The sequence below is a fragment of the Croceicoccus sediminis genome (assembly GCF_007570835.1).
In the GTDB taxonomy this organism is placed as follows: Bacteria; Pseudomonadota; Alphaproteobacteria; order Sphingomonadales; family Sphingomonadaceae; genus Croceicoccus; species Croceicoccus sediminis.
This window is the reverse complement of record NZ_SUNC01000001.1, coordinates 1016645-1028781: the sequence shown is the minus strand read 5'-3', so window position 1 is coordinate 1028781 and position 12137 is coordinate 1016645. Positions and strand designations below refer to the sequence as shown.

Annotated in this window: 13 protein-coding genes and 1 pseudogene; 3 read left to right on the top strand and 11 right to left on the bottom strand. The window is 60.0% G+C overall.

The window, feature by feature from the left end:
• Positions 1-5: 5 nt before the first annotated feature.
• The 5 genes from FAX90_RS04820 to FAX90_RS04800 form a co-directional block, all read right to left on the bottom strand.
• The gene (locus FAX90_RS04820) at positions 6-236 is read right to left on the bottom strand and encodes a biotin/lipoyl-containing protein (RefSeq protein ID WP_144096015.1); all 231 of its coding nucleotides are present in this window, start codon (positions 234-236) and stop codon (positions 6-8) included.
• Positions 233-1261, bottom strand: coding sequence for an alpha-ketoacid dehydrogenase subunit beta (locus tag FAX90_RS04815; protein WP_144096013.1), 1029 nt, complete (start codon positions 1259-1261; stop codon positions 233-235). Before FAX90_RS04815 ends, FAX90_RS04820 begins: the two co-directional genes overlap by 4 nt.
• On the bottom strand, positions 1258-2259 hold the full coding sequence (locus FAX90_RS04810; RefSeq protein WP_170234868.1) for a thiamine pyrophosphate-dependent dehydrogenase E1 component subunit alpha: 1002 nt from the start codon (positions 2257-2259) through the stop codon (positions 1258-1260). Before FAX90_RS04810 ends, FAX90_RS04815 begins: the two co-directional genes overlap by 4 nt.
• Positions 2256-3011, bottom strand: a complete 756-nt coding sequence (locus FAX90_RS04805) for an SDR family oxidoreductase (RefSeq protein WP_144096011.1) — start codon at positions 3009-3011, stop codon at positions 2256-2258. Before FAX90_RS04805 ends, FAX90_RS04810 begins: the two co-directional genes overlap by 4 nt.
• Positions 3012-3147: 136 nt before the next feature.
• The gene (locus FAX90_RS04800) at positions 3148-4113 is read right to left on the bottom strand and encodes a helix-turn-helix domain-containing protein (protein WP_144096009.1); all 966 of its coding nucleotides are present in this window, start codon (positions 4111-4113) and stop codon (positions 3148-3150) included.
• Between the two features lie 255 nt (positions 4114-4368).
• On the opposite strand from FAX90_RS04800, the gene FAX90_RS04795 reads away from it, so the two are divergent.
• From FAX90_RS04795 to FAX90_RS04785, 3 genes are read left to right on the top strand one after another with little or no spacing between them, the layout of a single operon-like run.
• Entirely contained in the window at positions 4369-6597 is a 2229-nt protein-coding gene (locus FAX90_RS04795) for a TonB-dependent receptor (protein ID WP_144096007.1), read from the top strand.
• A gap of 32 nt (positions 6598-6629) precedes the next feature.
• A complete protein-coding gene (locus FAX90_RS04790; RefSeq protein WP_144096005.1) occupies positions 6630-7043 on the top strand; it encodes a 2,4'-dihydroxyacetophenone dioxygenase family protein in 414 nt (137 codons plus the stop codon).
• Between the two features lie 47 nt (positions 7044-7090).
• Positions 7091-8008 (top strand): SDR family NAD(P)-dependent oxidoreductase, encoded by a 918-nt coding sequence (locus tag FAX90_RS04785; RefSeq protein WP_144096003.1) that lies wholly within the window; start codon positions 7091-7093, stop codon positions 8006-8008.
• 98 nt (positions 8009-8106) lie between these two features.
• On the opposite strand, the gene FAX90_RS04780 is transcribed toward FAX90_RS04785, so the two are convergent.
• The 6 genes and pseudogenes from FAX90_RS04780 to FAX90_RS16795 all read right to left on the bottom strand — a co-directional run bounded on the left by FAX90_RS04780 (position 8107) and on the right by FAX90_RS16795 (position 12118).
• Entirely contained in the window at positions 8107-8346 is a 240-nt protein-coding gene (locus tag FAX90_RS04780; RefSeq protein WP_144096001.1) for a hypothetical protein, read from the bottom strand.
• A 99-nt stretch (positions 8347-8445) separates the two neighbouring features.
• Positions 8446-8688 carry a hypothetical protein gene (locus tag FAX90_RS04775; protein WP_144095999.1) on the bottom strand — a complete coding sequence of 81 codons (243 nt, stop codon included), beginning with the start codon at positions 8686-8688 and terminating at the stop codon, positions 8446-8448.
• Between the two features lie 233 nt (positions 8689-8921).
• Entirely contained in the window at positions 8922-9272 is a 351-nt protein-coding gene (locus tag FAX90_RS16685; protein WP_144095997.1) for a hypothetical protein, read from the bottom strand.
• Between the two features lie 232 nt (positions 9273-9504).
• A complete protein-coding gene (locus FAX90_RS16805; RefSeq protein WP_240704721.1) occupies positions 9505-9735 on the bottom strand; it encodes a hypothetical protein in 231 nt (76 codons plus the stop codon).
• Positions 9736-9756: 21 nt separating this feature from the next.
• Positions 9757-9948 (bottom strand): annotated as a pseudogene (locus FAX90_RS16915) (class I SAM-dependent methyltransferase); the annotation flags it as partial.
• A gap of 85 nt (positions 9949-10033) precedes the next feature.
• A complete protein-coding gene (locus FAX90_RS16795) occupies positions 10034-12118 on the bottom strand; it encodes an MBL fold metallo-hydrolase (protein ID WP_240704719.1) in 2085 nt (694 codons plus the stop codon).
• Positions 12119-12137 lie beyond the last annotated feature (19 nt).

Below are 12137 nucleotides of genomic sequence, written 5' to 3'. Positions count from 1 at the left end.
GGCGGTCAATCGATCCTGCCAATCGCCGATCCCAGAGCGATCTCGTCGTCCTCCGCCACATGTGTCCGTAGCGTGCCCGATGCCGGCGCAGCGATCTCGTAGCTGGCCTTGTCGCGCATGACTTCGGCGACGATCGTGCCTTCGCGCACCTGCTCTCCATCGGAAAACAGCCAGGTGCCCAGAACCGCAGGCGACCCGTCTTCCCACAAGTCGGTTGGTACGACGATCGCGGTCATGCGCGTTCTCCGATCGACTGGCGAGCGGCGGCAAGGGTCATCTCGGCGTTCGGCAAGACGGCATGCTCCAATGCTGGTGAAAACGGGATGGGAATGTCGGGATGCGAAATCCGCTGCGGCGGCGAGGCGAGAGGGATCCCTGCCTCGGCGATGGAGGTGATGACTTCTCCGGCAAGGCCGCAGGACAGGTAATCGTCGTCGACCACGACCACGCGTCCGGTCTTGCGGACCGAGGCAAGGATGGTCTCCCGGTCCAGCGGCGCGATCGTCCTGATGTCGATGACTTCCGCTTCGACACCGTCTTCACGCGAGAGGGCATCTGCGGCGGCGAGGCAGTGGTGCACGGTGACGCCAAGGCCGACGAGCGTGATGTCGGTTCCTTCTCGCACCACGCCTGCCTTGCCGATCGGCACTTCATAGTCGCCTTCGGGCACATCGGTGATCGACCCCGCGACGGTGCCTAGCCAGCCCATGCCCTGCAGCGCCTTGTGAAACATGAAGACGACCGGATTCTCGTCGCGGATCGCGGCCAGCATCAATCCCTTGGCATCGTGTGCATTGGACGGGATGACGACTTTCATGCCAGGCAAGTGCCCAAAGGTGGCGTAAAGACACTGAGAATGCTGTCCCGCATCGCCGTAGCCGCCGCCGACAGATGTCATCAGCACCATCGGGCAGGAAACCTGTCCGCCCGAGAAGTAGGCCTGTTTCGCGGCGAGGTTGTAGATCGCATCCATGCACACGCCGAAGAAATCGACGAACATCAGTTCGACAACCGGGCGCATTCCGGCCCCTGCCATGCCAACCGCCGCCCCGATGAAACCGGTTTCGGAAATTGGGGTGTCAAACACACGGTTGGCGCCGAACTTTTCAAGAAGGCCGCCGGTGTTGCCGAACACGCCCCCCAGCTTGCCGATGTCCTCGCCTAGCACGATGACGTTCGCATCACGCTCCATTTCGCTGGCAAGCGCTTCGGACATGGCCTTGGCGATGGTCTGCTTGCGGATGGCAGTTGCAGTGTTCATGCCGCGCTCCTTTCGGTGAAAACGCTGGTAAACGCGCTGGCCTGATCGGGCAGGGCCGAGCCGCGCGCAAAGACGAATGCAGCATCGACGGCCTGCTGCGCGCGCTTCTCGCAGGCATCCAGTTCGGCAGTGTCGAACCCGTCGGCAAGCAGGCGTTCACGGTATCGGGGGATCGGGTCGATGGCTTTCAGCCGGTCCTTTTCACCTTCGGGGCGATAGCCTTCCTGGTCCCCCATGAAGTGCCCTTCAAGACGGCTGGTCTCGATCTCTATCAGGCTGGGCCCTTCGCCGCGGCGGGCCCGTGCGATGGCTTCGCCTGCGGCCTCGTAGATCGCGTCGGGATCATTGCCCGCAACATGGATGCCGGGCATGGCATAGGCGGCGGCGCGGTCGGCGTTGCGCGCAACCGCAGTGCACGATGCCTTGGACACCGACACGCCATAACCGTTGTCCTCGATTACAACGATCAGCGGTGCGCGCCAGACGGAAGCGAGGTTCATGACTTCGTGGAACGCACCCTGATTGGCCGCGCCTTCGCCGATATAGGCCACTGCGACATTGTCGCTGCCGCGCAGTTTTGCGGCCATTGCCGCGCCCAGTGCCGGACCCATGCCCTGCGCTATGATGCCCGAACAGGCGAAGTTCACCGACGCGTCGAACAAATGCATATGTCCGCCGCGCCCCCCCGAAAGGCCGGCTTCGCGCCCGAAGATTTCTGCCGCCATGCGGTCGAGATCGACGCCCTTGGCGATCGCTGCGTGGTGCGGGCGGTGGGTGGCTGTGACCGTGTCGCCTTCGTGCAAGTGCGCGCAAACGCCAACCGCGCAAGGCTCCTGCCCGTCGGACAAGTGCATTTCGCCCGGTATCGGCCCATTGGCCATGTTGAACCGCGGCGTCTTTCCTTCGAAATAGGCTGGCTTGATCGCGTCCTCGAACGCGCGCGACTTCACCATGTTTTCGTACATCCACAGGCGGTGTGACTGGTTGGAGATGGTCATCGCGCTATGAACCCCCCGTCGATGACGAGTTCGAGACCGGTAACGAACTTCGCCTCGTCACTGGCGAGATAGACCGCGCCCCATGCGATGTCGGAAGGGTCGCCAACTTCGTTCAAGGGACACATCGCGCCCATCGCTTCCATCAGGCTGTCGCCCTCGATCAGGCCGGCCGCGACCCATTTTTCGCCCGCTGCTGCGAGCATCGGCGTGTTGATACAGCCGGGATGAATCGAATTGCAGCGGATTGGGGTTGCGTGCGCGGCCCATTCGACGGCCAGGCTCTTGGTCAGGTGCCGCACGGCGCCTTTCGACGTGTTGTAGGCGACCTGGTCGGGAAAGCCGACGATACCGGCGACCGAGGACACGTTGATGACCGATGCGCGCCCGCTCTCGCGGCGCTCCAACAGGGGCTTTGCCGTGCGGCAGCCGAGGAAGATGCCGTCAACATTGACCGACATGACCTTGCGCCAGTCGCTGAGCGGAATGTCCTGAAGCGGCTTTTCCCACTCGATCCCGGCATTGTTCACCAGAACGTCGAGCTTGCCGGAACCGGCCTCGATCGCGGCGATGGCATCGGCCCACGATCCCTCGTCCGAAACGTCGAGGTGCAGGGTACGCGGCCCGTCCATCGGCTGAAGATCGCCGCGCCAGACTTCGGCTCCCTCGCTTTCGAAATGGGCGGCGATGGCCTGCCCGATCCCCTGTGCCGCCCCTGTGACCAGTGTGGTCTTTCCTGCCAGTCTTGAGCCCATTGCGCGCCCTTTCCACGATAAGTCCCGTCGTCGTGCGGGATTTGCACCATGGTGTTTGCGCGATCGGCGCAGAGCTTACTTGTCGGCGCGGCCCTCAAAACATGACAATGGGCGAACCGTGTCGGTCCGCTTGCGCTCAGCTCTCGCGTTTCGATGCCTCGCGCCAGTCGCGCGGGCTGGCTCCGAACTCGGCGCGAAAGCTGCGTGAGAAATGCGAACTGTCGGAAAAGCCGTTCTTCATCGCGATCTGCGTGATCGACAGGGCGTCGAGACCGCGCGATTCCATGTCGACGCGCGCACGGGCAAGGCGGCGCTGGCGGATCCATTCGCAGACCGTCATGTCGAATTCGGCGAACAACCGGTGCAGATATCGCGGGCTGAAGCGGAAGGCTGAAGCGATCGTCTGTGGGCCAAGGTCCGGATCGGCAAGGTTGGCGATGACGTATTCCTGCACCCGGGCCAGCAGCGAACGGCGGAAGGCAGTGCCCGAAAGCGCCTCGTTGCTGGGGCGGAAGGTGGCGGCGGCCATTTCCACCGTGGCGCGAAGGACGGCGGGCCGGTCGCGCGCATCGATGCTGTCGATGGTCGAATGCAGCTGCCTGAGGTGCGATTTCAGCAGCGCGCCCATGCCGCGGTCACCGGGCACCTGCATGCCGCACAAGTCCTCAATCCCCGGGAGGGCAAGCTTTGCAGTGCGGTGCGGGATCAATAGCGAGAACTGGTGCAGGGTGGTCTTCGCATCGAAAAAAGCGGGACGGGTGCTGTCCCACAAGGCGATGGAGCCGGGGGTGAGATCGCACTCGTTCGCGCCCTGTGCCAGGTGGCTTTGCCCGGCCTCCAGATAGAGCAGACAGAAATAGGGCTGGTCGCCGCGCTTGATATCGTCCGCCGTCCGTCTGCCGGCCAGCGGGTCGGCCTCGATATGGGTGAAGACGTAATCGTCGTAATGTCGGCGAACGATCGCGCCATGATAACGGTCGTCGCAATCGCCCTTCAGGTCCCAGTGGAAGTGCGTCCTTTCGAAAACTTCCTGGAAATTGCGGAATTGCTGCCGTCCGGGCAGCCCGCGTGTTGTCCACGTCTCGGCTTGCTGTTCCTGCATGTGTTTTCTCCCACTCTGACTGTAGGCGAGGAAAACCAGCAGCGCCAGCGCCGCCAAGGGAAGGTTCTCTCTGGTCCCGAAAGCCGTTCCCTCCTGCACAAAACCGGTCGTTTTCCGACAAATTTGCGCGGTTCACTCAAATGCTTTGCTTTGGTCGCTGGCGTTCAAGCAATGTCCCTGCCGCCACCGTAGAAACAACCTGCCAACAAGCCGAGCAGGCCGACGATAACGGCCAGGCACGCAGGGGAGATTATAATGAAGCAGACCGGCACCGCCACGCTGAGAACAGCCGCAGCCTTGATGTGCGCCAGCGCGCTGACGACGCCTGCCTTTGCGCAGAGCGAGGGCGATACGCAGGTCCAGCAGGGCGGCATCGCGGAAATCGTCGTGACGGCACAGCGGCGCGAACAGAGCCTTCAGGACGTTCCGATTGCCGTGTCCGCGCTGGGCGGGGACCAGATCGCAGAGGCGGGGCTCAGCAACAGCCTTGCCATCGGCGACAATGTCCCGAACCTTGAAATCAAGACTTTCGGCGGTGTGCCGAACATCTTCATCCGCGGTGTCGGCAACAACGATTTCAATTCGTCCTCTGTCGGGCCGATCTCGATCTATCGCGATGATGTCGTGGTGGCGGCGACCGGTAGCCAGATGTTCGCCCTGTTCGATGTCGACCGGATCGAGGTGCTGCGCGGCCCGCAAGGCACGCTGTTCGGCAAGAACACGACCGGCGGTGCCATCCACTACATCTCGCGCCAGCCGGGCGATTATTTCGAAGGCTATGCGCGCATGGGTTATGGCCGTTTCGACCTGTTCGAGGCCGAGGGCGCCGTCACGATGCCGCTGGCCGAAGGGCTTTCGATGCGCGCGTCGGGCATCGTGCGCCGCCGGGATGGCGAACGCGTAAACCTGTTTACGGGTGACAAGGCCATCGACGTGGACGAGGCGGCGGTTCGGGGCATCTTGCGCTATAATCCGCATTCCGACATCGACGTGCGCCTTTCGGGCGGCACGGGCCGGGACAGGTCCGACTATTTCCATCCCAAGCCGCTCGGCACGATCAATGGTGCGAATATCTTCGGCTATTCCGATCCCGCGCCTGACGACTGGTCGGTCCTCAATTACAATGCCGACAGCCGCAATTATTCCGACAACGCCTGGGCCTCGCTCAACGTCTCGATCGGGCTCGGCGGCGGGCTGACGCTGAAATCGATCACCGGGTACGACGATACCGAGGTCGACAACCGCGTCGACGTAGACGGCAGCCCGGTCTCGATCGACGAGATCAAGTTCGCGACACAGACCGAACAGTTCAGCCAGGAACTGCAACTGGCCTATTCGGCCGACCGCCTCGATGCGATCGTGGGCCTGTTCTATTTCGACGAAAAGCTGGAAAGCCAGGCCGATGCGGACCTGGTCGGGGAACTGACGTTCGAGCAGGGCGGCATCCCGCTGATCACAGTGGCGAGCCGCGACAACAAGAGCTACGCGGTGTTCGGGCAAGCGAGTTACGAACTCACCGACAGGCTGGGGCTGACCGTCGGCGGGCGATATACGTGGGACGAAGTCGATGCCACGCATCGTGCGTTTCTCGTTCCGGGGTACTTCGATGACGACGTACCCAACGGGCCGGAAATCGATCTTGTCCCCTATGCCGAGCTTTCCGACACGTTCAAGGCGTTCTCCTGGCGATTGGCGGCGGATTACGACGTCACCGACGACATCATGGCCTATGCCTCGGTCACCAAGGGGTTCAAGTCGGGTACCTTCAACATTGGCATCATCACCAGTGTGGCCGAGCGAACGAAGGTCGAACCGGAATATCTCACTTCTTACGAAGTCGGCGTGAAATCGACGCTGTTCGATCGCCGCGTGCGTTTCAACGCCAGCGCGTTCTACTACGACTATACCGATCTGCAGGTGCTCAGCGTGAACCAGCAGGGCAACGGCGTGCCGACGCTGGGGCTGGACAACGCCGCCGACGCGACGGTGAAGGGGCTGGAAGTCGAGATCCTCGCAGAACCGGTCGAGCCGCTCTCGCTCGGTCTCAATTTCGGGCTGCTCGACGCGACGTACAAGAACTACACCTCGGGCGCGCTCGACCCGGTAACGGGGCTGCCGCGCGACTTTTCGGGCAACCGGCTGCCCAATGCGCCGAAGTTCACGCTGTCCACTTACGCAGCCTATACGGTCCCTATCTCGACGGAGTTGGAGGCGGGTCTGCGCGCCGAATACAATTACACCGGCAAACGGTACTTCAACAACGGTGAGGACGACCTGGTTTCGAGCGGCGACGGCCACGGTCTCGTGAACCTTCGCGCCAAGCTGGCGGCGCAGGACGGGGGCTGGGAACTCGCGGCGTGGGCCAAGAACGTATTTGGCGAGAAGTTCCTGATGGACGCGACCGACTTGCGCGATTTTGGCTTCATCCCGCTCTATTACGGCGAACGGCCCACCTGGGGCGTCGAAGCCATCGCTCGCTTCTGAGCGACAACAATCAAATTTTCGGGAGATTAGAGATGAGCATCGACGAGTGCCTCGTGCCCAAGGAAGATCGCAAGTGGCTGCCGCTGGCCGAGGGAATCGACATACAGGTCCTTTTCAGCAGCAACGAGACTGGACGCTGGACTGTCCTGATCAGGGGGCAGGAAGGCGCAAGCTTTGCCCGCCACAAACATTACGGTGCAGGGGAATATTATGTCGTGAAGGGCCGGATGGACTATCGCATGGGCAGCGCGGTGGAAGGCACCTATGGTTACGAACCGCTGGGTGCCATCCATGAAGAGACGACCTTTACCGAATATACCGAGCTTTACTTCTCGAACTTTGGGCCGGTGCTGTTCCTTGACGATGACGACAACGTGATCTCGATCCTCGACAACTACCTGCTCGACAGCCTTTCCAATTCTGATCTGACCAGCGCATCTGATTGATGCCGAGACAAATGGTATTCTAGCGTCAAGCCATCTACATTTGACGGTTGGATATCGCAATATCGTCAATTCAGGCCACGGTATTTTACATATCCACTAATGGCATAAGCGAAACTCAATCGGATGCCTTGCTATTTCTCAACGCGCGTTCACGCGAAAGGGCGTATAAAATGACGTCAGGAAGACTAGAGGGCAAAGTTGCTCTTATCTCGGCAGCAGCACAGGGAATTGGTGCCGCAACTGCCGAAGCGATGGCCCGAGAGGGCGCTACAGTAGTGGTCACCGATATTCAGGGCAGCGTTTCCGAAGTGGCTGAAAAGATCGGAGGACGAGCGATCGTCCTTGATGCAACTGAAGAAGATCAATGGATATCCGCTGCAAAGATTATCGATCAGGAGATTGGTCGACTTGATATTCTGGTCAACAATGTTGGGTGGGCGATTCAGAAGCCATTCTGGGAATACTCTGTAGAAGAGTTCCAGAGGCATTTTATAATGAATAGCCAGACAGCGTTTCTGGGTGCAAAATCTTGCCTCCCACTTTTAGAGAAAGGTGCAGAGCGGCGCAGTGACTATTCTTCTATTGTCAATGTTGCCTCAATCGCGGCCGTCCTGACATTCCCGGCTGAATTGCCTTACAACGCATCAAAGGCTGCAGTGGCCAGTATGTCTCGTTCGATGGCTGTTGACTTGGCAAAGAACGGAAAGAAAATCCGTTCAAACTGTGTAATGCCGGGGGCAATCGACACCGCAATCCTGGAAAACTGGTTCGAGCAGGCGGCAGAGCATGGCGTTTTCGGTGAGGGAACACGCGAGCAGCTTTGGCAAAATCTGGTGGAGAGCAGTCCGATGAAAATGCTCGGCAAGCCATCGGATATCGCATCAGCAATAGTCTATTTTGCATCCGACGAATCCCGTTATGCGAATGGTACTGAAGTACGCATCGATGGTGGGTGGACAGCATAATAGCGGTCTTGTCAGGGGAAATGCACCATTGCAGAGCCGCACGTCCCGTCGAAGGACCTCTGTCCGGCGCTTCCCGCTTCGTGCTTTGTCACCGCGCCTCACGCAATGACATTATACGCGGCGGCGATGTCTGCTTCGTCTTCTTCGAGCATGATCGTCATGGCAAAGGGCGGGTCGTGGCCGTCCGTAAAGAATTCGCGCAGGGTGTCCTCGTCGAAATCCATCTCGTTCGCGACGGCGACGAATCTGTGGGCCTGCGGGTTGGGCGGCACGGCCCCCGGCCGGACCACATGGCAGCTGCTGCACCGCGCATCGACGAACGCGAGGCCGCGCGCCACTTTCGCCTCCTCGCTCCCCGCCGCAGCGATTTTTGAGTCAAACGAGACGCGCGGCCGGGTTGAACTGGGATATGTGGCCAGCGCGCCTGAGCCTTTCCGTCAATGCAGCGACACCTGACTACGGATCTCGACAGGATTGGGGAGGAACGACTGGGTTGAGAGCCGAGTTTTAGGACGCGCCCACATCAAACCTCGCGAAGGTCCGGCTTCATCTAACCAATGTCCGCTTTCCAGATTACTGGCAAACTGACCAAACGTCAGAAATTGGGGCGCGTTGCTGCCTGATGGCTCAGCGCCGAGCGAATGGTAGCTTTGCTCGATCCAGCGACCGAAACCAGACATTCCGCTTGCGCCCCTTTGCTGGCGTAGGGCTATCAATCCACGTAGCCTTAAGCCGACTGGCTACCTATGGGGCTGAACATGTGAAAAATAGGCGCGTGAAAAGCAAGGCACGAGGAATTCTGCGGGTTACAATCGTCGAAACTGGAATATCTTTTTTGTCACAAACGCGTCTGGTCCGGCATTGCTTTGGTGAGACGATCCTGCTTTGTTCTAGTTTTTGGAAAACTATTATGTCACAACGGGGGCTGAAGCCCACAGTTTTGCGTGTGAAAATGGAAGAACTCTTTTGTCTCGCAACAATTGTGTTGTGAGACATTAAAGTTTTTCCAGATACAATAAAGTCTTTCCAATTTGCCATTTTTGACAAAAAAAGATTTTCCATTCGAAATCCTGATTTTTGGCGGATTTCTGCCATTTTCTGAGGTCGCCGATTTTTTATGTGTTTTTTGGCCCATGCGCAGACCGGCTTTTTTTAATGGTTCGGGAGAATACTGAACCGGGAAGATGCACTGCGATGTCAGCCATGCGCCCCGACCCTGATCATCTTGCCTGCCGGGTGGCGCAAGAGCGGACGTTGACTCCAAGTGGACGCCTTTGGGGCGTTGCCGCCGTTCCATACCGGTATGCCGGACGGCAGCTCTCGCCAGAAGCCGACATTCGGCGCACTCAAAGATTATATCCAAGTAAGGCAAAGACTGGCCCGCTAGCGGACCGGCCGCAATTGGACGATTTGCGGGTGTAATCTGACGGCCACCAACTACGTGCTTCCCCGCTCGACTGCCGCAGTATCTCTTGAGCTTTACAGTGCCTCGATGTCTAACGAGGTTTTCGCGCGATCAGGTCTATCAACGCGGGCCTTTCCGAATGGCCTTGTCCTTCGCTGATATCGGCATCGTAGCTTACGAGCAGCACGATGTGCCAGTTCGCAAATGTTCGCTGCAAGCCTTGTTGAGTATACAGATTTTCGACATTTGACGGTCCGCCGGTTCCGTAGCCCAGTTGCTCTTCGCCATAGCCTTCGAGCAGCAGCACGCCGCCAGTTTTCACTACCCGATGAACTCCATCCAAGATTTCCTCGCACAGTCCAGGGCCGGCGAACTGGATGAAGATGCAGACTACGGCATCGAAAGCATTTTCGGGCCACTTCCATTCGGCCAGATTAGCGTGTCGGTATTCGACCTGGACGCCTCGCCGTTCGGCAAGGCGTCGCGCTTTATCCAAAGCCTTTTGCGAGACGTCCGTGGCGACAACGCTATGCACGTGCTCGGCAAGGAAGACGCTGTTTCGCCCTTCGCCGGCGAAAGAGATTTCTGAGAAAATCGCGTTCCCTGCGGATCACAGCAGATCAGAAGGTGGCGATGGGGTTCACCGTGGCGCCAGTGCCGGTCGTGACGCGTATCGGTGCGACAGTGAGCAAGAATGTGTAACGATCCAGCGAGCGCGCCATTTGCGACAGCGCATCAAGGTCGGCGTTGTCGATCAGCGGCATCCCCAGTGTGACCAACGCAAAGTTATGCGCCGGCAGGTAGTCGTCGGGATTGTCGATCTGGGTCGTATCGGGGAATGGCTTGACGCTCATCGCGCTTTCGGTGCCGACCAGGGCGATGTCCCGCTCGTGCAGCCAGGGAATAACCGAGGCGTCCAGCCCGGCGGCGAGGTTCGCTATGTCCCACGGGCCGCGCTCCGCCTCCGCTTGCCAGCGCCCGGTGCGGATGAAGACAGCGTCGCCTGGACCGATCCTGACACCGGTGAACTTTTCCCAGGCTTCCAGGTCCTCGACATAGATCGGGGTCCCCGGCTCGAGATAGGCCACGCCTCTGAGCATCGGGATGTCGACCAAGACACCCCGGGTAAACACACCTTCACTGAAGGCTGCAATCGACCCGCGCGAGAGACCCTCATCCATCGAAACATGGTCGCTGACTGCAAAGCCGTTATACATCTTTCCATCGTGGAAATGATGGCCGAAGGCATCGAGATGGGTTTCGGTATAACCGTGAGCGACGATGCTCAACTGGTCGGTCGAGCCAGTGGTGCGCTTCGGCGGGCCCGACAGCATGCGCTGCACGACCGCTGCGCGCGGAAGCGGCCCTTCGTGGTCGGGTGCAATATGAACCGGCGTGATGGCTCGCTCCAGCGAGACCGAGAGGCCACGCCTGACTTCCTTTGCTGCACGTTGGCGCACCTGCGGGGTTATAAAGTTAAGCGTACCTTTCTCGTCGTCGGAGCCCCAACGCCCCCAATTGGAAAGCGAGTGCTTCCAGCCGTCGATCATCTCCTGCGTCACAAGATGGTCGCCGGATAGCGGCGAAGCGTCCGATGCCGATGTCGGGGGCGGAACTTGATCTGATTCGCCCTCGTGCATCGCGTCGTAGGTCATCTGGTCGATATCCGCGCTCAGGCACGCACGAAACAAGGCGTCGTAGCGGATCACGCCCTCGCGCCCGACGACATAGGGATTGGGGTCACCCGGTTGCCGCCGTGCCAATTGGTCGATCCTGGTCAGGCCGTCATCGCCAACTGTATGGTTGGAAAGGATCACGTCGGCCTGCATCCGGTCGGTATATTCGGCGAAATGGTTGAGGCCGCGACGAAACTCGAGGTAGTCAGCCATTGCGCGCGGCTTGCCTTGCCCACCAAACAGCGCCGCCACATGCGGCGTGCCGTGGTCACTGACCGGGAAGACGAGCGAGACGGTACCCCGCGTATGGCCTGGCGTTGCCACAACGGTGATGGTGCGATCCCCGATCGTGATCTCCTGGCCATCCACGAGCAGCAGGTCATCGGGACCGCGAACCGGCATCGGCGGCCCGAACGAGGGTTTCGAGTCCCACGCCTCCTGCGTCGCGGCGATCGGCGCGCCTGAAAGGGACTTCATGTAAGGTGCACCGCCATAGTGATCGCCATGCTCATGCGTGACGATGATCAGGCTGATACGGGCCGGGTCGAGGCCGACCTGTTTCATGTGGCGCACGATGATATTGCGCGCATCCTCTTCGGTCGTGAGCGCATCGATCAGGATGATGCCTTCGCTGGTGTCGATCGCCCAGATGTTGTTGGCATCGTCGCCGATCGAATAGACGTCGTCGAACACTTCCATCGGTTGCGGGACCGGCGCGTTGATGGATGTCCCGCCACGCGGATATTTGCAGCGATAGTAAAGCGTCACCGGCCACTGGCTGTCGCTGGCATCGACTGCCAGTGCAGAATAAGTGCGCGCGCCGGGCGCGGTGTAGGGCGCCATGACCGCCATGTCTTCATGGGTTCGGATTTCCGGCCGACCACCGTTTGGACTGTCTGAACGAGACTCGTCCACGTCGCCCTGCCTTTCCGAAGGGATCGCCCGTTTCGAGGCATCCTGTGCGGAAGCTGGACCGAGGCCGGTCGCAATCATGCCGGCCAAGGCCGCAGCAGCGGTGATCTTTTTCACGATTTACCTCTCCACCTAT